This window comes from Dankookia sp. P2, from assembly GCF_050632255.1.
Lineage (GTDB): Bacteria > Pseudomonadota > Alphaproteobacteria > Acetobacterales > Acetobacteraceae > Paracraurococcus.
Genome location: NZ_CP192581.1, coordinates 224,927 through 246,353, shown reverse-complemented (window position 1 = coordinate 246,353; position 21,427 = coordinate 224,927). Strand labels below are relative to the sequence as shown.

The window sequence follows — 21,427 nt, the reverse complement described above, 5'->3', positions numbered from 1 at the left end:
GGCCAGGCGGCTACTTCCGCCCTGCGGCGAAGCGCACCGCTTCCTCCGCCGCGCGGAACAGCGCGCGGGCCTTCTGCTTCGTCTCCTCGTATTCCGCCACCGGGTCGCTGTCGGCCACCACGCCGGCCCCGGCCTGCACATGCATCACGCCGTCCTTCACCAGCGCGGTGCGCAGGCCGATGCAGGTGTCCATGCCGCCATCGGCGCCGAAATAGCCGAAGCCGCCGGCATAGATCCCGCGCCGGGAGGGCTCCAGCTCCTCGATGATCTCCATCGCCCGGACCTTGGGCGCACCGGTCAGCGTGCCCGCCGGGAAGCCGCCGGCCAGCGCGTCGATCGCGGTCAGCCCGTCGCGCAGCCGGCCCTGCACCTCGGAGCCGATATGCATCACCCTGGCTGTAGCGCTCGACTTGGGACTGGCTGGTCACCTTGACGCTGCCGATGGCGGCGACGCGGCCGACATCGTTGCGGCCGAGGTCGAGCAGCATCAGGTGCTCGGCCCGCTCCTTCGGATCGGCCAGCAGCTCGAACTCCAGCGCCTTGTCTTCTTCCGGCGTCGCGCCACGACGCCGGGTGCCGGCCAGCGGACGGACGGTGACCGTGCCGTCGCGCAGCTGGACCAGGATTTCCGGGCTGGCGCCGACCGCGGCGAGATCCGCCGAAGTCGAAGAAGAACAGGTAGGGCGCCGGGTTGATCCGCCGCAGCGCGCGGTAGAGCGCAAAGGGTGGCAGGGCGAACGGCACCGAGAAGCGCTGCGAGGGCACCACCTGGAAGCAGTCGCCGGCGCGGATGTACTCCTTCGCCGTCTCGACCGCGGCGATGAAGCCCTCCCGGGTGAAGTTGCTGGAGGGCTCCGGCAGGGTCGGCAGGCTGACCGGCGCCGCCGGCCGGGGCAGGGGACGGTCGAGCGCCGCCTCGGCTTCGTCGAGCCGGGCCTGGGCGGCGTCCCAGGCGGCCTGGGGGTCGAGGCTCGGCTGCGGCCAGACGGTGGTGAAAAGGCTGAGCGCGTCCCGCACATGGTCGAAGACCGCGACCAGGGTCGGCCGCATCAGCACCGCCTCGGGGATGCCGATGACATCCGGGTTCTTGGCCGGCAGGCGCTCGATCAGCCGGACCATGTCATAGCCGAGATAGCCGAACAGGCCGGTGGCGATCGGCGGCAGGCCAGCGGGCAGCGGCATCAGGTTGGCGGCGACCAGGGCGCGCAGGCTCTCCAGCGCGTCGTCGCCGGCCGGCTCGAAGGCATGCGGCGCGGCCAGGGCATGGCGGTTCAGCTCCGCCCGGCCGCCGCGGCAGCGCCAGATCAGGTCCGGCTCCAGCCCGATGGCGGAATAGCGGCCACGGGCGGCGCCCCCTCGATGCTCTCGAGCAGGAAACTGTTCGGCTTGCCATGCGCGAGCTTGAGGAAGGTCCCGACCGGCGTATCCAAGTCCGCCACCCGCTCCCGCCACAGCACCTGACCATGCCCCGCGGCAAGACCTGTGCTGAAGCTGGCGAAATCGGGAAGCGGCATCGGGGTGATCCTGTCATGCGGCGCCGGCGGCGCCCGCCGGTTCTAGCGAGTGCGGGATGATGTGGCGAGGATCGTGCCGCTGAGCCTAGGCTCATTCTCAGGCATGATCGGCTTTCCGGTCCTGCCCAAGAAAGCATGGGAGAACCGTTCATGACCTCGCGTCGCACGCTTCTCGGGGGCGCGGCTGTCGTCGCGCTCGCCGGTCCACGCCTTGCCGCCGCCCAGACCTCGCCCGGTGTGACCGCCACCGAGATCCGCATCGGCAACACCATGTCCTACAGCGGGCCGGTCTCCAGCCTCGGCATCCAGGGTAAGACCATGGACGCCTGGTTCCGCAAGCTGAACGACGATGGCGGCATCGCCGGGAGAAAGATCAAGTTCCTGTCCTACGACGATGCCTATAGTCCGCCGAAGACGGTCGAGCAGGTCCGCCGGCTGGTGGAGCAGGACCAGGTTGCCTGCCTGTTCAGCAACCTCGGCACGCCGACCAACAGCGCCGTGCTGCGCTACACCAACCAGCGGAAGGTGCCGAACCTTTTTCCATCGACCGGCGCCGACAAATGGAGCAACTACCAGGAATTCCCTGGACGATGGGATTTCCACCGAGCTACCGGATCGAGGCGCAGCTCTACGCCAAGCATATCCTGGCGGCGCATCCGGGCGGGCGGATCGCCATCCTGCATCAGAACGACGATTTCGGCCGCGACTACGTCCATGGCGTGCGCGACGTGCTGGGGCCGAAATTCGATGAGGGCACCAAGGTGCTCAGCTACGAGAGCACCGATCCCACCATCGACCAGCAGATCCTGTCGCTGCAGGGCAGCGGCTGCCAGGGGCTGGTGCTGGCGGTGACGGCGAAATCCGCCTCGATGGCCATTCGCAAGATGTACGAGATCGGCTGGAAGCCGACCACCTGCGTGCATTACGGCGCCAATTCTGGTGGGCGTGGTGATCGCGCCGGCCGGGATGGAGAAGGCGGTCGGGCTGACCACCGCGGCCTATATGAAGGACCCGACCGACCCGGCCTGGGCGCAGGATGCCGGGATGCTGGAATGGCGGGCCTTCATGGCGAAGTACATGCCGGATGCCGACCTGACGGACGCGAATCCTGTCTACGGCTACACCGCCGCCAGGGCGATGGAGCAGGTGCTGCGGCAATGCGGCGCCGATGCCGGCCGGGAGAACATCATGCGCCAGGCGGCCAGCCTGAAGGATGTCGAGATCGCCACCCTGCTGCCGGGGATCAAGCTGAATCCCAGCCCGACCAACTACCGGCCGATCCGGCAGATGCAGCTGCAGCGCTTCAACGGGAAGACCTACGACCGCTTCGGCACGCTGATGTCGGGCGAGGTGAGCTGAGGGGCCCGGGGAGAATACCTTCTCCCCGGCGCCTCAAGGCTGCGCCAGCGTCTCCAGCATCCGCGGGTTCAGCCGGACATCCGGACCGCGCCCGCAGCGCGCCGAGGAACTGCACGTCGATATCCTGCGCCATCGCCTGGGCGACCTCGCCGCGCAGCCGCTTCAGCCCGGCGGCATCGGCCGCCGGGTCGCCAGGGTGATCGCCTGGACCTGGGCGACCGCGAAGCCATCCCGGGTCTGCACCATGGTCGTCTCGTGCAGCTTAAGCTCGAAGAGCGGCGCCAGCAGCTTCGGCGGTACCGCCGCACCCTGCTGCGGGTCGCGCCGCACCGCGCCGACCTCGCGCGAGCCGAGCCCGGCCGCCGCGGCGGCCTCGGCCAGCGGCTTGCCCTCCTTGGTCGCGGCGAGCAGCCCGGCGGCGCGGGTCTCCTGCGCGCGGCGCTTCGCATCCGCCTCCCAGGCGGCACGCACCGCGGGCTCCACCGTCTCGAAGGGGCGCAGCGCCGGCGGGGTGATGTCCTTGATCTCGATGGCGACGAAGCCGGCCTCGGTCTCCTGCAGCCGCGGCGCGGTGCCGCGCTCGGCGGCGAAGACCGCCTTCATCAGCGGGGCGCGGGCGGCCTCGATCACCGGCAGCGCGACCGGCTTGCCCTCCGGGTCCAGCCCGGCCGCATCGGCGCGGATGGTGGCCAGGCCGAGCCCGAACTGCTTCGCCACCTCGGCCAGGGTGGCGCCGCCGGCCAGCGCATCCTCGATCTTGTTGGCGCGCTCGAAGGCGATGTCGGCGGCCTTCTCCTGCGCCAGGTCGCGCTTCAACTGGTCGTGCACCTCGGCCAGCGGCTTCTCCTGCCCGGGCTCGACCTTCTCGACCTTGAAGACGTGCCAGCCGAAGGGGCTCTGCACCGGGGCGGTCACGGTCCCCTCGGGCGCCGCGAAGGCGGCCTCGGCCAGCTCCGGCACCGGCAGCCCGGCGCGCTCGACCTCGCCGAGCTCGACCGCCTCGCCGCCGGCGGCCTTGGCCTGGGCGGCGATCGCCTCGAAATCGGCGCCGCCGGTCCAGGCGGCCGAGATCGCCTGCGCCTTGGCCTCGTCCGGCAGCAGGGCCTGAGCCAGGCGGCGACGCTCCGGCGCGCCGAACTGGCCGCGCCGCGCGTCATAGGCGGCGGCGACCTCGGCCTCGGTCACCTCGACCTCGCGCGACAGCAAGTCGGCGGTCAGCACCGCGACCGTCGCCTCGCGGTATTCGGGGGAGGAGAAGCGGTCCGCGTTGTTCTCGTGGAAGCGGCGCAGCTGCGCCTCGTCCGGCGCCGCCGGCTCGGGCGCCTGGGCATTGGGCAGGGTGACCAGCGTCACGTCGCGCTGCTCCTCCAGCCAGCGCAGCAGGGGGTCGGCCAGGGCATCCGGCGCGGCGACGCCGGAGCGGACCGCCATCGCGACCTGCTGCCGCGCCAGGTCGGCCCGGATCAGGTCGAGGAAGCGCGCCTCGCTGAGGTCGTTGCTGCGCAGGAAGTTCTGGAAGACGGCCTGGGAGAACTGGCCATCCAGGCCGCGGAAGCCCTGGATGCCGAAGACGAATCCGCGCACCGCGCTGTCCGGCACCGCGACCTTCAGCCGCTCGGTCTCCGCCCGCAGCACGCGGTCCAGCACCAGCTGGTCCACCGCCTGCTCGGCGATGGCGCGGCGGATGCGCGGATCGTTCTCGAACTGGCTGCCGAGCTGGCGGGCGAGCCGCTGCATCTCCCGCCGCATGGCGGCCTGGCCTTCTCCAGCGTCACCGGCTGGCCGGCGACGCGGGCGAGGGAGGTATCGGGGCGAAGAGGTTCTTCGCCATGTCGCCGATGCCCCAGACGGCGAAGGAGAGGATGAGCAGGACGAAGAGGGCCTTGGCGATCCAGGTCCCGGCGAGGCGGCGGAGGGCGGTGAGCATCGGGTTCCGTGCGCGCGCTGGCGGCTGCCATAGCGGAGAAGGGGCCGTGTTGCCAAACCGGGGCGCGGCGGATACGGGGCGGCGATGGAATGGAGGACGCCATGACCCCCGGAGTGCGCCCGCTGATCGCCGGTAATCGGAAGATGCATGGCAGCCTGGCCGAGGCCGCCTCGCTGGCGCGCGGGCTGCGCGAAGGGCCGCCCAGGCGGGCAAGGCGGAGCTGCTGGTCTGCCCGCCCTTTCCTTATCTTCATCTGGTGGCCGGCCAGGGCGGCCTGGCGGTGGGCGGCCAGGACTGCCATGCCGCAGCCAAGGGCGCCAATACCGGCGATGTCGCCGCCGCCATGCTGAAGGATGTGGGCGCCAGCTACGTCATCCTCGGCCATTCCGAGCGCCGGGCCGACCATGCCGAGAGCGATGCGGCCGTCCGCGCCAAGGCCGAGGCGGCCCTGGCAGCCGGCCTGACCCCTATCGTCTGCGTCGGCGAGTCGGAGGCGCAGCGCCTGGCCGGGGAGGCCGAGACGGTGGTCACCGGCCAGCTCGACGGCAGCCTGCCTGACGGCTTCGCGGCGGCCGGTGGCGTGGTGGCCTATGAGCCGGTCTGGGCGATCGGCACCGGCCGCACCCCGACCGAGCCCGATATCGCCGCCATCCATGCGGCGATCCGCGCCAACTTGGTCGCGCGCTTCGGCGCGGCGGGGCAGGGGCTGCGCCTCCTCTATGGCGGCTCGGTGAAGCCGGGCAACGCCAAGGCGATCCTCGCCCTGCCGCATGTCGACGGCGCCCTGGTCGGCGGCGCCAGCCTGGTCGCGGCGGACTTCCTGGCGATCGCCGCCGCAGCGGCCTGACGCCGGCGCCGCCTCCGCCGCAGTGCTGGTTCAGCCGGCCCCGACGCTGCCGAGGCAGGCATCCGTGGCACGGGCGAGCGCCGCCTGCTCGAAGGGCTTGTCGAGGCGTGGCAGGCCCCGGGTGTCCTCGCCCTGCAGCTCGGCATAGCCGGTGGCCAACAGCACCGGCAGCCCGGGCCGCAGACGGTGCAGCGCCTCGGCCAGCTCGAGGCCGGTCATCCCCGGCATGGCATAGTCGGTGATCACCAAGTCGGCCGCGAGGCCGGCTTGCAGCCGGTCAAGGGCCTCGTGGGCCGAGGCTGCCTCGATCACGTGGTGCCCCAGATCCTCCAGCATCGCCGCCGTGCTCGCCAGCACCAGCGGATCGTCATCGACCAGCAGGAGCGTGCCGCGGCGGCCCGAGACCGGCAGCGGCATCGCCCGCCCGCGCTCCGGCGCCGGCGCCGCGGCCCGCGGCAGCCAGAGCTCGGCCACGGTGCCGACGCCGGGCGCGCTGCGCAGCACGAAGCGGCCGCCCGATTGCGCCGCCAGCCCATGCACCATCGGCAGACCTAGCCCGGTCCCCTTGCCGACCCCCTTGGTGGTGAAGAAGGGCTCCATCGCCTGGGCCAATGTCGCCTCGTCCATGCCCTCGCCGGCATCGCTAACGCTCAGCACCACGTAGCGGCCGGCCGGCAAGCCGGGGGCCTCCCCGCCGGCGACCTGCCGCTCGGCGGCGGAGATCACAATCTCCCCGCCGCCGGGCATGGCGTCGCGGGCATTGGCCGCCAGATTGAGCACGGCAAGCTCGAGCTGGTTGGCATCGACGAAGGCCGGGGGCAGGTTGGACGGAAAATCGGTCCGCAGGTGCACCCCGCCGCCGAGTGCGCCTCGCAGCAGTTCCGCCATCCCGCGCACCAGAGCCGGCAGGTCCACGGCAGCCGGGTCCAGCGATTGCCGTCGGCCGAAGGCCAGCAGCCGCTGGGTCAGCGCAGCGCCGCGCTGGGCACCCTGCAGCGCATTCTCCAACAGCCGCGCGGCGCGGGCATCGCCTTCCGGCATGCGCTTGCGCAGCATCGCCAGGCTGCCCAGCACGGCGGTCAGCAGATTGTTGAAGTCATGCGCGATACCGCCGGTGAGCTGGCCGACCGCCTCCATCTTCTGCGCTTGGCGCAGGCTGGCCTCGGTCGCCCGGCGCCGCGCCATCTCCTCCCGCAGCCGGCCGTTGATGGCGTCCAGCTCGCGCGCCTGCCGCGCCAGGTCGAGCCGGAGGCGGAGATTGGCGGCGAAGTCGCAGCTCGACCGCAGGGCGCTGATCGACACCGCCGCCAGGAAGACCAGGATCATGGCCGCCGCGCCCAGGCCGCGTTCGGTGCCCTCCAGCGCGTAGCGGGCGACAAAGGGCAGTGCGGCGGGCAGGATGAAGGCCAGCAGGGGTCGGGAGATGCGCATGGTGCAGGCCGGCGGCGCCGGCGCACATGCCACCAACCAGGAAGACCCAGAAGAGCTGATAGGTCTCCGATCGCGGCCAGAGCCAGATCGCCCCGCTGCCCAGAGTCAGCCCCGCGGCGAAGGCGCCGGCGGCGCCGATAAGGCCCCAGCGCCACGCATGCGCCCGCGCCGCCGGGTCGCGCCGCCAGGCGATAGTCGCCAGCAGCCGGGCCGCCGCGACCAGCACCATCGCCGCAAGCCAGCCGAGCGCCCGGCGATCGCCCCCGGCACCGAGCAGGATCGCGGTCATCAGCGTCGCATTGACCATGGCGACGCCAGCGGCCACCGGCATCTGGCGGTACAGCACGGCGACCCGCTCGGCCGCGATTTCGGCCTCGGTGGCCGCGCGGTCGAGCCGATGCGCGCCGGGCAAGCCTCCGGCGTCCGATCCCCGCCCGCGCTTCGCAGGCCCTGCTGGCATCCTCCCGCCCTCTCACCCGAGGCCTGGCTGCAATCAATACACTGCCGGGGGCCGCCGGCGTCAGAGCTTCATGCGCATGGATGCAATTCAGGGCCGGGTCGCGCGGTCAGGCAACGACCGGAGCGGGGCGCGGCCGCACGCGGGCACCGAGCGCCATGACCGCAGCGAGCAGGCAGGCCACCCCGGCCAGGTAGAAAGCCGGCAGATAGCTGGCCAGGGCGTCCCGGCTGAGGCCGCCGCCCAGGGCGGCGATGGCACCGCCAAGCTGATGCGCGGTGAAGATCCAGCCGAAGATGAGCGGTGCCTTGTCTCGGCCGAAGGCGGCGCCGGCCAGCTTCACCGTCGGCGGCACCGTGGCGATCCAGTCGAGACCATAGAATACCGCGAAGAGCGACAGCCCGTAGAAGGAAAAGCTGCTCATCGGCAGGAACAGCAGGGAGAGGCCGCGCAGCCCGTAATACCAGAACAGCAGCTTGCGATTGTCGTAGCGATCGGACAGCCAGCCGGACCCGATGGTGCCCACGAAGTCGAAGACGCCGATCAGCGCCAGGACCGAGGCGGCCTCGACCTCGGCCATGCCGAAATCGCTGCAGAGCGGGATGAAATGCGTCTGCATCAGACCGACGGTCGAAAGGCCGCAGATTGCGAAGGTCACGAACAGGATCCAGAAGACCCGGCTGCCGGAGGCCTCGGCCAGGGCGCCGAACGCGTTGCGGACCGGGTTGCCGGTGGCCTGGCGGGGCGGGGCCACCGCGGTCTCGCCATAGGCCGGCAGGCCGAGCTCGGCCGGATGGTCGCGGCCGAGCAGCCAGAACAGCAGCCCCGCGATGAGGCAGGCTCCGAGCCCAGGCAGCAGGGCGACGCGCCAGCCCTCGTGCTGCGCCAGCCAAGCGGCCAGCGGCAGGAAGACCAGTTGCCCGGTGGCGTTGGCCGCGGTCAGCATGCCGAGCACCAGGCCGCGGCGGGCGACAAACCAACGATTGGCCACCGTCGCGCCCAGCACCAGCGCGGTCATGCCGCTGCCGATGCCGGTCAGCACGCCCCAGGACAGCCAGAGCTGCCAGGGCGCGGTCATCGCCATCGACAGGATGCAGCCGAGGACGACGAGGCAGAGCGCCGCGACCACCGTCCGTCGCAGCCCGTACCTCTGCAGCAACGCCGCGGCGAAGGGTGCCATCAGCCCGAACAGCAGCAGCCGCAGTGCCAGGGCGCCTGAGATGCTGGCGGTATCCCAGCCGAATTCCCGCTGCACCGGCAGCAGCAGGGCGCCGAGGATGCCGAGCGCTCCGGCCGAGGCGAGCGCGACCAGAAAGGTCAGCCCGACCATGACCCAGCCGTAATGGATGCCGCGGCGGGCGAGCCTGGGTGCGAGTAGGCCTGCGAGCATGGGCGCGTGTCTCCGGGTCAGGCCGCCTGGGGCGGGCGTAGAGATCGGTGGCGACGAGGGCGGCGAGGGCGATGCGGAGCGCGAGGGCGGCCTCCGCCCCGAAGCGGTCAGCGAAGTCGCGCTGCGCCGCAGCCCAGAGCGGCCCGGCCTGGGCGAGGCGGGCCTCGCCCGCCGGCGTCACGGTGAGGGCACGGCGGCGGCGGTCGTTGGGGTCAGCGCCGATCGCCAGCAGCCCGTCGCGCTCCAGCGGGCGGAGATTCCGCCCCAGGGTGGTGCGGTCCATGACCAGATCCTCGGCCAATTCGTTGATGGTGCTGGGCCCGCGGCGGCGCAGCCGGGCGAGGATGGAGAATGCAGGCGTAGTCAAGCCGGTGGGGGCCAGGCGCTGGTCGTAGAACTGGGTGACATGGCGGGCCGCCTTGCGGATGGCGAGGCAGTTGCAGTGGTCGGGCGTCGGGAGCGGCAGCGCCATAAATGTAAAATAAGCGCATATACGCTCAATGCAAGCCTCGCCTTCGCCCCGCTTGCGCCGGCGCCTGGGCGGCGCATATCCGGGCCGATGCTCCCGGATCCGCGCCTCGCTCCCGTCCTGATCGGTTCGGAGATCTACCGCCGCTCCTCCTATGGTCCGAAGCACCCGCTGGCGATCCCGCGCGTCTCCACAGCGCTCGACCTGATCGCGGCGATGGGCTGGCTCCCTTGAGCGGTTGGGTGCCGGCGCCGATGGCAACGCCCGACCAACTCGCCCGTTTTCATCAGCCCGACTACATCGCGGCGCTGCAACGGGCCGAGGCGACGCAGCGGGTCGACCCCGATGACAGGGCCCGCTTCCACATCGGCGCGTATGGCAACCCGGTCTACCGCGAGGTCTTCTCGCGCCCTGCGACCTCGGCCGGCGGGTGCATGCTGGCGGCGCGGCTGACGCGGCACGGCGGCATGGTGCATTGCCCCGGCGGCGGCACGCATCATGGCAGACCGGACCGCGCCAGCGGGTTCTGCTACCTGAACGACCCGGTGCTCGGCCTGCTGACCTGGCTCGACGAGGGGCTGGACAACATCCTCTACGTCGACATCGACGCGCATCACGGCGACGGCGTGCAGGACGCCTTCCACGACGACCCAAGGGTGTTCACCCTCAGCCTGCACGAAGCGGCGCGTTGGCCCTTCACCGGCGCCGTCGCCGACCGGGCCGGCGGCCATGCGCGCAACCTGCCTGTGCCGGCCGGCTTTCACGACAGTGAGATGCTCTGGCTGCTGCACCAGGCGATCCTGCCGATCGTCCGGCACCTGCGGCCACAGGGGATCATGCTGCAGGCCGGCGCCGATGCGCTGGAGGAGGACCCGCTCTCACGCCTGGCGCTGTCCAACAATGCGCATTGGGGCGTGGTGCGGGCGTTGATGGGGAGGCACCGCGGCTGATCGTGCTGGGCGGCGGCGGCTACAACCCCTGGTCCGTCGGGCGCTGCTGGGCCGGCATCTGGGCCACGCTGAACGGCTTCGAGATCCCGGACCGCGTCACACCGGAAGCCGAGCGCGTGCTGCGCGCGCTGACCTTTTCCCGGGCGGCCGGCCGCGACCCGCCGGAGCACTGGTTCACCACGCTGCGCGACGCGCCCCGCCGCGGCGTGGTGCGGGCCGAGGTGCAGCGGGTGGCGGTCGCGGCGCTGCGCGATTTGCCGGCACCCGCCGCGGCGACGTAGGCCGTGGTGGAACCGGCACGGCGCTTGGTGGTTGCCAGCCCAATGGCGGGGCCGGTCCGCCGGCGGGAGAGATCGCCCCATGAGCTTCGCCATCGCGCTCGCCGCGCTCGGCTTCCTGATGCTGGTCGCCTATCGCGGCTACAGCGTCATCCTCTTCGCGCCGGTCGCCGCCCTCGGCGCGGTGCTGCTGACCGACCCGATGGCGGTGCTGCCGGTCTATACCGGCCTGTTCATGGACAAGATGGTCGGCTTCGTGAAGCTGTACTTCCCGGTCTTCATGCTGGGCGCGGTGTTCGGCAAGCTGATCGAGCTGTCTGGCTTCTCCCGCGCCATCGTCTCGGCGGTGATCGGGATCCTGGGGCGGGAGCGGGCGATCATCTCCATCGTCCTGGTCTGCAACCTGCTCACCTATGGCGGCGTGTCGCTCTTCGTCGTGGTCTTCGCCGTCTATCCCTTCGCGGCCGAGGCCTTCCGGCAATCGGACATCCCGAAGCGGCTGATCCCCGGGACCATCGCGCTCGGTGCCTTCAGCTACACGATGGATGCACTGCCGGGCACGCCGCAAATCCAGAACATCATCCCGAGCACCTTCTTCGGCACCGACAACTGGGCGGCGCCGATCCTCGGCGTGGTCGGGGCGATTTTCATCTTCACTTCCGGCATCGCCTACCTGTCGTGGCGGGTGCGCCAGGCCGCCATGCGCGGCGAGGGTTACGGCACCGGTCATGCCGAGGAGCCGCCGCCGCCGGGCGACGAACGCCTGGCGCATCCGGCGGTCGCCATCGCCCCGCTGGTCGTGGTCGGGGTGCTGAACAAGCTGTTCACGGGGCTGATCCCGGCCTGGTACGGGCGGACGCATGAGGCGGCGCTGGCGGGGCTCGACCACCCGATCACCACCCAGGTCGGCTCGGTTGCCGCGATCTGGGCGGTGCAGCTTGCCTTGCTCTGCGGCATCCTGATCGTACTGGCCCTCGCATGGCGCCAAGTCACCGCGCGCTTTGCCGAGGGCAGCAAGGCCGCGGTCGGCGGCGCGCTGCTGGCCAGCATGAACACCGCCTCGGAATACGGCTTCGGCGCCGTCATCGCGGCGCTGCCCGGCTTCCTGGTTATCCGCGAGGCGCTGGCCGCCATCCCCAATCCGCTGGTCAACACCGCCGTCACCGTGACCGCCCTGGCCGGAGTCACGGGATCTGCCAGCGGCGGCATGAGCATTGCGCTCGCTGCGATGGCGGAGCAGTTCAAGGCGGCCGCGACCGCCGCCGGGATACCCTTCGAGGTGCTGCACCGCATCGCCGCCATGGCCAGCGGCGGCATGGACACGCTGCCGCATAACGGCGCGGTCATCACTCTGCTGGCGGTGACCGGCCTGACCCACCGGCAGAGTTACGGCGACATCTTCGTCGTCACCGGACTGAAGACCGCGGCGGTCTTCGTGGTGATCGGCCTCTACTACCTGACCGGGCTCACCTAAGGCAGGTCCAGGATGCACCGGGCAAAGACCTCCGGCGCCTCCTGCGGTGGATTGTGCCCGACGCGGGGGATCACCCGTCGCTCGTAGGGGCCGGTGAAGTACCGGGCATGGCCGGCCGAGCCCTCGACCGGGCCGACGCCATCTGCCGCGCCATGCGGGGCGATGGTCGGCACCGTGATGCGCGGCTGGGCTGCCAGCGCCGCTTCGATCGGCTCCAGCGCCGGGTCGCCAGCGGCGTAGCCGAAGCGGTGACGGTAGGACTGGATTACGACACTGACGAAATCCGGGTTGTCGAAGGCCGTGGCGCTGGCGGTGAAGGTGGCGTCGTCGAATGTCCAGTCCGGCGACCAGAGCCGCCAGAGCAGCCTTGCGATGCCGGCCCGGTTGGCTTCCAGCCCGGCCCGGCCGCGCGCGGTGTGGAAGTAGTACTGGTACCAGTGGCGGTGCTCCTGCTCCGGCGCGGCCGGGTGGACGGCGGCCGCGATGTCCTGGATATTATAGCCGGTGCAGGAGACCAGTCCGGCGCAGCGCTCCGGCCATAGGGCGGCGACCACGCAGGCGGCCCGGCCGCCCCAGTCGTAGCCGGCGAGCACCGCCCGCGGGATCGCCAACGCGTCGAGCAGGTCCAGCAGGTCGCGGCCGAGCGCCGCCTGCTGGCCGGAGCGTGGGGTCGCCGCCGAGAGGAAGCGGGTCGGGCCGTAGCCGCGAAGATAAGGCACGATCACTCGCCGCCCCGCCGCGACCAGGAACGGTACCACTGCGTCATAGCTGTCCGGTGCATAGGGGAAGCCATGCAGCAGGACCACGGGCGGGCCATCCGGCGGTCCGTGCTCGGCATAGGCGATGGCAAGGGTCGGGGTCAGGGCGGTGCGGAGCGTCGGCATCGTCCGAGCATGCCGCCCGGCAGGCCCAGCGGGGAAGGGGCGTTGGCCGCGCCCGCCCAGAATGGCATGCTGCGACCATGCTCCGACGCTCCCTCCTCGCCTTCGCCGGCCTCCTCACCGCCCGTCCCGGCCTCGCCCAGACCGGTCCCCAGCCGACCCTGCCGCAGGAACCGCTGGTGATCGTCACCCGCGACGGTAAGCGGCACGAATTCAAGGTCGAGATGGCGCTCTCGCCGGACCAGCAGACGGTCGGGCTGATGTTCCGCCCCTCGGTCGCCCCGGATGGTGGAATGCTGTTCGACTGGGGCACCCCGCGCGAATCCACCATGTGGATGCGCAACACGGTCAGTTCCCTCGACATGGTCTTCATCACCCAGGACGGCCGCATCCACCGGATCGCAGAGCGCACTGTGCCCTATTCCCTGGCCACAATCGAAAGCCGCGGCCCGGTCCGGGCGACGCTCGAGCTGGCTGCCGGGACGGCAGAGCGGCTCGGGCTGCATGTCGGCGACCGGGTGCTGCAACGGATCTTCGGCACAGCTCCCTGACCAGCCGCCGGCGCCGACAAATCCGCGCCGGAACGGCTTTGCCGCATCGCACCCCATTGCCCCGGCGCGCCCGGGACCATAGGTTGCCGGCGACGGGGCGTGGCGCAGTCTGGTAGCGCATCTGCTTTGGGAGCAGAGGGTCGGAGGTTCAGAATCCTCTCGCCCCGATACTGGCGTTGAGGATCACACCATGGCTGGCCCGACCGAGACCGTCCGCATCTACATGCCGCCCCGCAATGCTATGCAGTCGGGCCGCGGCCGGACTCTGGAATGGATCCTGGGATCCGCGCCCGGCGAGAAGCAGCGGCTCGATCCGCTGATGGGCTGGTCCGGCTCGGGCGACACCAATGGCCAGGTCCGCCTGCGCTTCCCGACGCGGGAGGAGGCGGTGGGCTATGCCGAGGCGCGCGGCCTGCGCTACGAGGTCGAGGAGCCCAAGCCGATCCGCATCAAAGCCAAGGTCTATGCCGACAACTTCCGCTTCGGCCGGACCGATAACTGGACGCACTAATACGGGTCGCGCCGCGTCGTCCAGGCCCGGGCGCGTGAACCCGCTGTGAAAGCAAGGTGCTACGGCATTGCCGCATTCCTTTATGGATGCAGGCCGCCATGGTACCCGGCGGCGTACGAAGCCGCCATGTCACCCTTTGCTGCGCCGCCGGTTCCGTCGGCGCATCCGCGCCCGTAGCTCAGCTGGATAGAGCACGCGCCTTCTAAGCGTGTGGTCGCAGGTTCAAGTCCTGCCGGGCGCGCCAGCTTCCCGGGGCCTGTTTTCACGGCCCTGCCGCCTTCACGCCGCGCCAGGACATTTTCCGTGGCGTCCAACCTTCAGTTGGATCAGCGTCATCTCGTAATGCGATGACCTGCGGCGGACAGGGCGACCCAAGGACGCATGGATCCCATTCCTCCTCGCACCGAGGATCCCGCGGATGCCTGGCGTCGGTCCCGGCGTCTTGGGGCCGCAGCCCTGCTGCTGGTGCTTGGCTTCATCTGGGCCGCGGCCGCGGTGCTGCTGGTGCATGGGCGGGCCGTGGCGCTGGAAGCGGCCGATGCCTGGGCCGAGGCCCAATCGAGCACCGCCGCCCAGACGCTTCTGCGCAGCTTCGAGGCCGTCCACGGCCTGCACGACCTGGTCCGCGTGCGGCAATCGCTGCTGCGTCAGGGCGATATGCCTGGCGTCGCGGCGGTCGAGGCGCTGCTGACCGCGACGGCACGGGAAGGCCGCTTCGGGGTGGTCCAGGTCGCCATGATCGGCCGCGACGGGATCCAGCTCTGGGGCTCGGCGCCCGGCGCGGCCGGCACCAACCTCGCCGACCGCGATCATTTCCGCATTCACGCGTCCGGCGACGAAACCGGACTTGCGGTCAGCCGGCCGTTGATCGGCCGCACCACCGGGCGCTGGTCGGTTCAGGCGACACGGCCGCTGGAAGCCGCGGATGGCAGCTTCGAGGGGGTCGCCGTTGTCTCCCTCGACCCCATCGCGCTATCGCATGAGTTGCAATCGCAACTGAACGGCGCCGGGCGGATGGTGGTCGTCCGCCGGCTGCAGGATGGCTCCCTCATCGCCCGGGGGAGGGATCCGGAAACCACGCTCGGGCGCGATCCGAGCCCCGACCATGCCCTGGTCGCCGCAGCCCGGGAGGCGCCTACCGGAGCGGCTCGCCTATCACAGCAGCCGGGACGGGCGAACCCTGCTGGCCGGCTACCAGGTGCCGCGCGCCCTGCCGCTGATCGTCAGCGTCGTCTTCGAGGAGGCGCGGGAGCTGCAGCCTTGGCGGCAGCAGCGCAATGTCGTGCTGGCCGGCGCGGTGGCGCTGTCCCTGGCTGTGGTGGCCCTGTTCGCCATGTGGCTGGGCCGCCGCCGGATCCGCCACGCGCAGCAACGCTTGGTGCGGGAACGGATCGAGGCGGCGGAGGCCTTGGCCCGGCAAAGGGCCGAGATCCTGGCGGTCATGGCGCATGAGATCCGCACGCCTCTGACCGGGGTGCTGGGATTCGGCGAACTGCTGGCGGCGGCTCCCTTGCCGGCCGAGCAGCATCGCCATGCCGAGGTTGTGGTGGAGACCGGCCGGGTCCTGCTCGCAGTGGTGAACGACATCCTCGACCTGGCCAAGATCGAGGCCGGGCGGGTCAGCATCGAGATGCAGCCCTTCCGAATTCGGCCAGGTGCTCCGGCAGTCGCTGGCGCTCAGCCAAACCCTGGCCGGGGAGAAGGGGCTCCGGATCTCGCTGGAGGCGGACCCGTCGCTGCCGCCCTGGGTCGCCGGCGATGCCACCCGGCTGCGTCAAGTGGTCGGCAATATCCTCTCGAACGCCGTGAAGTTCACCGAGCGCGGCAGCGTAACCCTACGCGCCAAGGCCTTGGGACCGGCCGAAGGCGGCCTCGATGCGGCTGCGGGTGGAAACGGAGGATACCGGCATCGGCATCCCTGCCGAGGCGCAGTTGCGGCTCTTCGAAATGTTTGAGCAAGCCGAGACCGGCCGCCGCTTCGGTGGCGCCGGGCTTGGCCTGGCGATCTGCCGCCGGCTGGTCGAGGCGATGGGCGGCAGCATCGGCGTCACCTCGCAGCCTGGCCGCGGCAGCATCTTCTGGTTCAAGCTCCCGATGCGGCTGGCCACGCCGCCCGAGCCGGCCGGGCCGCCGGTGATCCAATGCGGCCCGCCCCTGGATGTGCTGGTCGTCGACGACGTAGCGACCAACCGCATGCTGATCCGGGCCTATCTGGTCGGCGCCGGCCATCGGGTGACGCTGGCGGAGGACGGGATCGAGGCGGTCGCCGCGGCGCAGCGGCGGCGATTCGACGCCATTCTGATGGATGTGAACATGCCCGGCATGGACGGCACCGAGGCGACGCAGCAATTGCGCTTGGGCAAGGGACCAAACGCGCGCACGCCGATCATCGCGCTGACCGCCAGCACTTCGCGCGAGGAGCGAGAGCGGGTGCGGGACGCCGGGATTGCCTTGCACTTGGCCAAGCCGGTCAGCCGGGTGGCGCTGCTGCAGGCGTTGCAGCGGGTGACAGCGCCGGCGGTCTAGAGTGCCTCCCGTTCACCATGCCTCACGGCAACCACTCCAGCTGATCGGGATCTGCTCTAGCTCCGCACCACGCTGCGGATGGCGAAGCTCGACTGGATCCGGGCGACGCCGGGCAGGCGGGACAGCGCGTCCTTGTGGATGCGCTCGTAATCCGCCGCGTCGCGTGCCTCGACCCGCAGCAGGTAGTCCGACAGGCCGGTCATTAGGTAGCACTCGCGCACCTCCGGGCAGCGGCGCACCGCGACCTCGAAGCGCTGCATGCTGTCGTCCGTCTGCCGCTCCAGCGTTATCTGGACGATGACCGTGACGCCCTCGCGCGCCGGTGCCTCGGCGATGATGGCGGTATAGCCGCGGATGACCCCGCGGTGCTCCAATAGCCGCAGCCGGCGCAAGCAGGCGGAGGGCGAGAGGCCGACTTCCTCGGCCAGGGCCGCATTGCTCATGCGTCCATCGGCGCGAAGGAGCCGCAGCAGGGTCCGGTCGGTGTCATCCAGCGAGTGCATCGAATTTTTCTGCAGATCTGCCGCAGATGATGCGGCAGTTTGCAGGCTTGCGGCAGGCAATTCGACGCATCGGCGGGAAATTCGCGCGGCGCGGCGCCTGGCCTTCCGTTGGCAGAACGGAGGCGGCGATGCGGGTCCTGGTCCTTGGCAGCGGCGTGGTCGGCGTGACGAGCGCTTGGTACCTCTCGAAGGCGGGCCATCAGGTCACGGTGCTCGACCGCCAGCCGGCGCCGGGCATGGAGACCAGCTTCGCCAATGCCGGCCAGGTCTCCCCGGCTATTCCGCACCCTGGGCCGGCCCCGGCATCCCGATCAAGGCGATGAAGTGGCTGCTGATGCGGCACCGCCCCTTCGTGCTCTGGCCGGCGCTGGACCATGGGCTGTACCGGTGGCTCGGCCAGATGCTGGCCAACTGCAACCTCGCGGCCTACGGCATCGACAAGGGCCGCATGGTGAGGCTGGCCGAGTACAGCCGCGACGTGCTGCGCGACCTGCGCGACGAGACCGGCATCGCCTACGACCAGCGCACCCAGGGCACCCTGCAGCTTTTCCGCACTCAGAAGCAGCTCGGACGCCGTCGGCGGCGACACCGCGGTGCTGGATGCGTATCAGGTGCCCTATGAGGTGCTCGACCCGGCCGGCTGCATCGCCGCCGAACCGGCGCTGGGCCTCGTTCCCGGCAAGTTCGTCGGCGGCCTGCGGCTGCCGGGCGACGAGACCGGCGATGCGCATGTCTTCACCCAGCGCCTGGCCGCGCTGGCCGCGGCGCGCGGCGTCGTTTTCCGCCATGGCGTGACCATCGCCGCGCTCGAGACCGAGGGGGATGCCGTTGTCGGCGTGACGACCTCGGAAGGCCGGCTGACGGCAGATGCGTATGTCGTCGCCATGGGCAGCTATTCTTCGGCGCTGCTGCGGCCGCTGCATGTCGAGGTTCCGGTCTATCCGGTGAAGGGCTATTCGCTGACCCTGCCGGTGACGGAGGAGGCCGCCGCGCCGGTCTCGACCGTGATGGACGAGACATACAAAGTGGCGATCACTCGGCTCGGCGACCGCATCCGGGTCGGCGGCACGGCGGAGCTCGCCGGCTTCTCCCTGCGGCTGCGGAAGCCGCGGCGGGAGACGTTGGCGCATTCGGTCGGCGACCTCTTCCCGCGCGGCGGCGACCCGGCCCAGGCGAGCTTCTGGACCGGGCTCCGGCCGATGACGCCGGACGGCACGCCGGTGGTCGGGCCGACGCGCTACCGCAACCTGCACCTCAATACCGGGCATGGCACGTTGGGCTGGACCATGGCCTGCGGCAGCGGGCGGCTGCTGGCGGACCTGATGACCGGCCGGGCGCCGGAAATCGCCGCCGACGACCTGGCGCTGTCGCGCTACGCCATGGCCTGAGGGTCAGGGCAAAGGTAGGCCCATTCGACCCCTGCAGGCCGCGGCGCCATCCGTGCTACTTCCCTGGCATGGAAACCAAGCCGCCGATCCCCCGCGCCGTCCTTGTTGGCATCCAGCTGCCCGAGGTCGATGACGTCTCCCACGCCGCCAGCCTTGAGGAACTCGGGCGCCTGGTGAAGACGCTGGGCTACGAGGTGGTGGGCTCGGTGTCGCAGCGGCGCGAGGGTACCGGCGCCGGCTCGCTGCTCGGCAGCGGCAAGCTGGCGGAGCTCGCGGCGGCTGACCGGCGGCAGCGGCCAGGTCGGATCTATGGCGCCGCCGCCGAAATCCAAGGCGCGCCGGCGCTTCGAAGGCGCGGACGCGGCGGAGGAGCCGGCCGAAGCGGCGCCCGAGGCTGGCCGCAGGCCGGAATTCGTCATCGTCGACCATGAGCTCTCGCCCAGCCAGATCCGCAACCTGGAGCGCGCCACCGGGGCCGAGGTGCTCGACCGCACCGGCGTCATCGTCGAGATCTTTCACCGCCATGCCAATACGCGGGAGGCGAAGCTCCAGGTGGAGATGGCGCGGCTGAAATACGTCGCGCCTCGGCTCCGGGAATCCTCGGGCGGCGGCGAGCGGCGGCAGGGGCCTGGTGCCGGCGAGAGCAACCTCGACCTTGATCGCCGCAAGATTCGAGACCGGCTCGCCGAGCTGAAGGAGCAGCTTGAGGCGGTGCAGCGGGACAGCGACAACCGCCGTTCCGCGCGGCGGGACCAGCTGCGTGTGGCCCTCGTCGGCTACACCAATGCCGGCAAGTCGTCCCTGATGCGGGCGCTGACCGGCAGCCAGGTGCTGGTGGAGGACAAGCTCTTCGCCACGCTCGACACCACCGTCCGCATCCTGCAGCCGGAGACCCGGCCGCGCGTGCTGGTCTCCGACACCGTCGGCTTCATCAAGCAGCTGCCGCACGACCTCGTCGCATCCTTCCGCTCGACCCTGACGGAGGCGCTGGAAGCGTCGCTGCTGCTTTATGTGGTCGATGCCTCGGACCCGACCCACGAGGCGCAGCTCGAGGTAAGCCGCAGCGTGCTGCGCGAGATCGGCGCGGATGCAGTGCCGTCGCGCCTGGTGCTGAACAAGCTCGACCGGATGGATGCCGCCGGGCGCGCCGCGCTGGTCGAGAAGCATCCCGATGCAATCATGCTCTCGGCCCATGCCCCTGCCGATGTCGCCGCGTTGCGGGAGACCATCATCGGCTTCTTCGAGGCGGAGATGGTCGAGGATGTGCTGGTGCTGCCCTATGCCAAGCAGGGGCTGATCGGCGAGGTCTACGAAAGCGCGCGGGTGCTGTCGGAAGATTACGACGAGGCCGGACGCGTGCTGAGGATCCGCGGACTGCCCGGCGCCCTCGCGCGGCTGCGGCGGAGCTTGGCGGCGGCCTGAGGCGGCGCCTTGACGCCCTCGGCCGGGGCAGCGAGCCTCGCCGCCCATAGGGGAGATGCACCATGGAAACCCGCATGCTCGGCCGCAGCGGCATCAAGGTCAGCCGGCTCTGCCTCGGCACCATGATGTTCGGCGGCCCGACCGATGCTGCCGCCAGTGAGCGGCTGATCGCCCGCGCCGCCGAGGCGGGAATCAACTTCCTCGACACCGCCGATGCCTATAACGGCGGCAGGTCCGAGGAGGTCGTCGGCGCCGCCATCAGGACAAACCGTTCTGCCTGGGTGCTGGCGACCAAGATCGCCAACAAGGTCGGCAAGAATCCGAACGAGGGTGGCCTGTCGCGCCGATGGGTCATCCAGGGGACCGAGGCCTGCCTGAAGCGGCTCGGCACCGACCATGTCGACATCCTCTACCTCCATAAGGAGGATCACGCGACGCCGCTCGAGATCACGGTGCGGGCGCTCGGCGACCTCGTTCGCGCCGGCAAGATCCGCCATTTCGGCGTCTCCAACTACCGGTCCTGGCGTATCGCCGAGATTTGCCGGCTTTGCGACCAGCTCGGTATCGACCGGCCGATCGTCTCCCAGCCCTACTACAACGCCATGAACCGCCAGCCCGAGGTCGAGCAGCTTCCCGTCGCAGCGCATTACGGGCTCGGCATCTTCCCTTATTCGCCGCTGGCCCGCGGCGTGCTGACCGCGAAGTACCGGCCCGGCGAGACGCCTGAACCCGGCAGCCGCGCCGCCCGGCAGGACAAGCGGATGCTTGAGACCGAACTGCGGCCGGAATCGCTGGAGATCGCCCAGCGCATCCGGGACCACGCTGCCGCGCGCGGTACCTCGTCGGCGCATCTCGCGATCAACTGGGTGCTGTACAATCGCCTGGTCACCGGCTGCATCGTCGGGCCGCGGACCGAGGCGCATCTTGAGGACTACCTGGCCGCGCTGTCCTACCGCTTCACCGCCGAGGACGAGGCGCTGGTCGATGCGCTGGTTCCGCCCGGCCATCCCTCCACTCCCGGCTACAACGATCCGCAATACCCGATCGAGGGCCGCATCCCGGCAACCGCCTGAAACCGCTGGCGGAATGGCGGCCGGGGGCGCAGTCTCGCCAGCATCCGGGAGCCGATGACCGATGCCACTGACCCAGCTGATCTACGCCTCCCGGCCCTTCGGCTTCGATGCCCAGATTCTCGACGACATTCTGCTGGGTGCCCGCCGCAACAACGAGCGGGACGGCATCACCGGCGCGCTGGTCTGCCGCGCCGACCTCTATGTGCAGATTCTGGAAGGCGAGCGCGCCGCGGTGACCGCGACCTTCGGCCGCATCCTGCGGGACGAGCGGCATGTCGAGGTGACATTGATCTGGTATGGCGACACGCCCTTACGGCTCTTCCCCGATTGGGCCATGCGGGACGACCCGGCACGGAGCTGGATGTGGGATCAGGCCGCGGTGCGGCTGGGTGCGGCGCGGGAGGCCGGGGCAGGGGCCTATCGCCGGCTCTTCGACCGGGTGTCGCAGGAGCCGCAGGAGAAGCTGGCGTGGTAGG

21 protein-coding genes, 2 tRNA genes and 6 pseudogenes are annotated in these 21,427 nt (G+C 70.7%); 18 read left to right on the top strand and 11 right to left on the bottom strand.

Annotated elements, in window-relative coordinates; all coding sequences use genetic code 11:
• Positions 1-10 precede the first annotated feature (10 nt).
• From ACQ86J_RS01365 to ACQ86J_RS01350, 4 genes and pseudogenes are all read right to left on the bottom strand, one after another.
• Positions 11-388: a chorismate-binding protein gene (locus ACQ86J_RS01365; RefSeq protein ID WP_431269724.1), complete on the bottom strand. Its 378-nt coding sequence runs from the start codon at positions 386-388 to the stop codon at positions 11-13.
• 88 nt (positions 389-476) lie between these two features.
• A pseudogene (locus tag ACQ86J_RS01360) lies at positions 477-722 on the bottom strand (chorismate-binding protein); the annotation flags it as partial.
• A gap of 64 nt (positions 723-786) precedes the next feature.
• Positions 787-1,305: pseudogene (locus ACQ86J_RS01355) on the bottom strand (anthranilate synthase component I); the annotation flags it as partial.
• The gene (locus ACQ86J_RS01350) at positions 1,305-1,514 is read right to left on the bottom strand and encodes a hypothetical protein (RefSeq protein WP_431272788.1); all 210 of its coding nucleotides are present in this window, start codon (positions 1,512-1,514) and stop codon (positions 1,305-1,307) included. The pseudogene ACQ86J_RS01355 and the gene ACQ86J_RS01350, both read right to left, overlap by 1 nt.
• Before the next feature lie 150 nt (positions 1,515-1,664).
• On the opposite strand from ACQ86J_RS01350, the gene ACQ86J_RS01345 reads away from it, so the two are divergent.
• Both ACQ86J_RS01345 and ACQ86J_RS01340 read left to right on the top strand, forming a co-directional pair.
• Positions 1,665-2,366 (top strand): ABC transporter substrate-binding protein, encoded by a 702-nt coding sequence (locus tag ACQ86J_RS01345; RefSeq protein ID WP_431269723.1) that lies wholly within the window; start codon positions 1,665-1,667, stop codon positions 2,364-2,366.
• A gap of 87 nt (positions 2,367-2,453) precedes the next feature.
• Positions 2,454-2,873, top strand: a complete 420-nt coding sequence (locus ACQ86J_RS01340) for a hypothetical protein (protein WP_431269722.1) — start codon at positions 2,454-2,456, stop codon at positions 2,871-2,873.
• A gap of 162 nt (positions 2,874-3,035) precedes the next feature.
• Here the strand turns inward: ACQ86J_RS01340 and ACQ86J_RS01335 are convergent, their stop codons facing one another.
• Both ACQ86J_RS01335 and ACQ86J_RS01330 read right to left on the bottom strand, forming a co-directional pair.
• The gene (locus ACQ86J_RS01335) at positions 3,036-4,622 is read right to left on the bottom strand and encodes a peptidyl-prolyl cis-trans isomerase (protein WP_431269721.1); all 1,587 of its coding nucleotides are present in this window, start codon (positions 4,620-4,622) and stop codon (positions 3,036-3,038) included.
• Positions 4,623-4,644: 22 nt separating this feature from the next.
• Complete coding sequence (locus tag ACQ86J_RS01330; protein WP_431269720.1) at positions 4,645-4,800, bottom strand: SurA N-terminal domain-containing protein; 156 nt, start codon at positions 4,798-4,800, stop codon at positions 4,645-4,647.
• Between the two features lie 113 nt (positions 4,801-4,913).
• Between ACQ86J_RS01330 and tpiA the strand changes: the two are divergent.
• Positions 4,914-5,647 (top strand): annotated as a pseudogene (tpiA, locus tag ACQ86J_RS01325) (triose-phosphate isomerase).
• Between the two features lie 30 nt (positions 5,648-5,677).
• Here the strand turns inward: tpiA and ACQ86J_RS01320 are convergent.
• The 3 genes and pseudogenes from ACQ86J_RS01320 to ACQ86J_RS01310 all read right to left on the bottom strand — a co-directional run.
• A complete protein-coding gene (locus ACQ86J_RS01320; protein WP_431269719.1) occupies positions 5,678-7,078 on the bottom strand; it encodes an ATP-binding protein in 1,401 nt (466 codons plus the stop codon).
• Between the two features lie 566 nt (positions 7,079-7,644).
• Positions 7,645-8,925, bottom strand: a complete 1,281-nt coding sequence (locus tag ACQ86J_RS01315; RefSeq protein ID WP_431269718.1) for an MFS transporter — start codon at positions 8,923-8,925, stop codon at positions 7,645-7,647.
• A gap of 226 nt (positions 8,926-9,151) precedes the next feature.
• Positions 9,152-9,397, bottom strand: a pseudogene (locus tag ACQ86J_RS01310) (MarR family winged helix-turn-helix transcriptional regulator); the annotation flags it as partial.
• A 227-nt stretch (positions 9,398-9,624) separates the two neighbouring features.
• Here ACQ86J_RS01310 and ACQ86J_RS01305 point away from each other — a divergent pair.
• The 3 genes from ACQ86J_RS01305 (at position 9,625) to ACQ86J_RS01295 (ending at position 12,096) form a co-directional block, all read left to right on the top strand.
• Positions 9,625-10,344 (top strand): hypothetical protein, encoded by a 720-nt coding sequence (locus ACQ86J_RS01305; RefSeq protein ID WP_431269717.1) that lies wholly within the window; start codon positions 9,625-9,627, stop codon positions 10,342-10,344.
• Between the two features lie 2 nt (positions 10,345-10,346).
• Entirely contained in the window at positions 10,347-10,625 is a 279-nt protein-coding gene (locus ACQ86J_RS01300; protein ID WP_431269716.1) for a hypothetical protein, read from the top strand.
• 79 nt (positions 10,626-10,704) lie between these two features.
• Positions 10,705-12,096 carry a GntP family permease gene (locus ACQ86J_RS01295; RefSeq protein WP_431269715.1) on the top strand — a complete coding sequence of 464 codons (1,392 nt, stop codon included), beginning with the start codon at positions 10,705-10,707 and terminating at the stop codon, positions 12,094-12,096.
• Here the strand turns inward: ACQ86J_RS01295 and ACQ86J_RS01290 are convergent.
• On the bottom strand, positions 12,093-12,980 hold the full coding sequence (locus ACQ86J_RS01290; RefSeq protein ID WP_431269714.1) for an alpha/beta fold hydrolase: 888 nt from the start codon (positions 12,978-12,980) through the stop codon (positions 12,093-12,095). The two genes, ACQ86J_RS01295 and ACQ86J_RS01290, sit on opposite strands and share 4 nt — an antisense overlap.
• Positions 12,981-13,057: 77 nt before the next feature.
• Here ACQ86J_RS01290 and ACQ86J_RS01285 point away from each other — a divergent pair, with 77 nt between their 5' ends.
• From ACQ86J_RS01285 to ACQ86J_RS01255, 7 genes and pseudogenes are all read left to right on the top strand, one after another.
• The gene (locus ACQ86J_RS01285) at positions 13,058-13,528 is read left to right on the top strand and encodes a DUF192 domain-containing protein (RefSeq protein ID WP_431269713.1); all 471 of its coding nucleotides are present in this window, start codon (positions 13,058-13,060) and stop codon (positions 13,526-13,528) included.
• A 93-nt stretch (positions 13,529-13,621) separates the two neighbouring features.
• A tRNA-Pro gene (locus ACQ86J_RS01280) sits at positions 13,622-13,696 on the top strand.
• A gap of 22 nt (positions 13,697-13,718) precedes the next feature.
• Positions 13,719-14,039: an ETC complex I subunit gene (locus tag ACQ86J_RS01275; RefSeq protein ID WP_431269712.1), complete on the top strand. Its 321-nt coding sequence runs from the start codon at positions 13,719-13,721 to the stop codon at positions 14,037-14,039.
• Positions 14,040-14,206: 167 nt separating this feature from the next.
• Positions 14,207-14,283: transfer RNA gene (locus tag ACQ86J_RS01270), tRNA-Arg, on the top strand.
• Positions 14,284-14,504: 221 nt separating this feature from the next.
• On the top strand, positions 14,505-15,491 hold the full coding sequence (locus ACQ86J_RS01265) for a PDC sensor domain-containing protein (protein WP_431272787.1): 987 nt from the start codon (positions 14,505-14,507) through the stop codon (positions 15,489-15,491).
• Positions 15,481-15,594, top strand: a pseudogene (locus ACQ86J_RS01260) (histidine kinase dimerization/phospho-acceptor domain-containing protein); the annotation flags it as partial. The gene ACQ86J_RS01265 and the pseudogene ACQ86J_RS01260, both read left to right, overlap by 11 nt.
• 320 nt (positions 15,595-15,914) lie before the next feature.
• Positions 15,915-16,565, top strand: a complete 651-nt coding sequence (locus ACQ86J_RS01255; RefSeq protein ID WP_431269711.1) for a response regulator — start codon at positions 15,915-15,917, stop codon at positions 16,563-16,565.
• A gap of 56 nt (positions 16,566-16,621) precedes the next feature.
• Here ACQ86J_RS01255 and ACQ86J_RS01250 read toward each other — a convergent pair whose 3' ends face one another.
• Complete coding sequence (locus tag ACQ86J_RS01250; RefSeq protein ID WP_431269710.1) at positions 16,622-17,068, bottom strand: Lrp/AsnC family transcriptional regulator; 447 nt, start codon at positions 17,066-17,068, stop codon at positions 16,622-16,624.
• Positions 17,069-17,196: 128 nt separating this feature from the next.
• Here ACQ86J_RS01250 and ACQ86J_RS01245 point away from each other — a divergent pair.
• The 5 genes and pseudogenes from ACQ86J_RS01245 (at position 17,197) to ACQ86J_RS01225 (ending at position 21,426) form a co-directional block, all read left to right on the top strand.
• A pseudogene (locus ACQ86J_RS01245) lies at positions 17,197-18,456 on the top strand (D-amino acid dehydrogenase).
• 68 nt (positions 18,457-18,524) lie between these two features.
• A complete protein-coding gene (locus ACQ86J_RS01240; RefSeq protein WP_431269709.1) occupies positions 18,525-18,887 on the top strand; it encodes a hypothetical protein in 363 nt (120 codons plus the stop codon).
• The gene (hflX, locus tag ACQ86J_RS01235) at positions 18,874-19,878 is read left to right on the top strand and encodes a GTPase HflX (protein WP_431272698.1); all 1,005 of its coding nucleotides are present in this window, start codon (positions 18,874-18,876) and stop codon (positions 19,876-19,878) included. The genes ACQ86J_RS01240 and hflX overlap by 14 nt, the downstream gene beginning before the upstream one ends.
• Before the next feature lie 62 nt (positions 19,879-19,940).
• The gene (locus ACQ86J_RS01230) at positions 19,941-20,951 is read left to right on the top strand and encodes an aldo/keto reductase (protein WP_431269708.1); all 1,011 of its coding nucleotides are present in this window, start codon (positions 19,941-19,943) and stop codon (positions 20,949-20,951) included.
• Between the two features lie 61 nt (positions 20,952-21,012).
• Positions 21,013-21,426, top strand: coding sequence for a BLUF domain-containing protein (locus tag ACQ86J_RS01225; RefSeq protein ID WP_431269707.1), 414 nt, complete (start codon positions 21,013-21,015; stop codon positions 21,424-21,426).
• Position 21,427 lies beyond the last annotated feature (1 nt).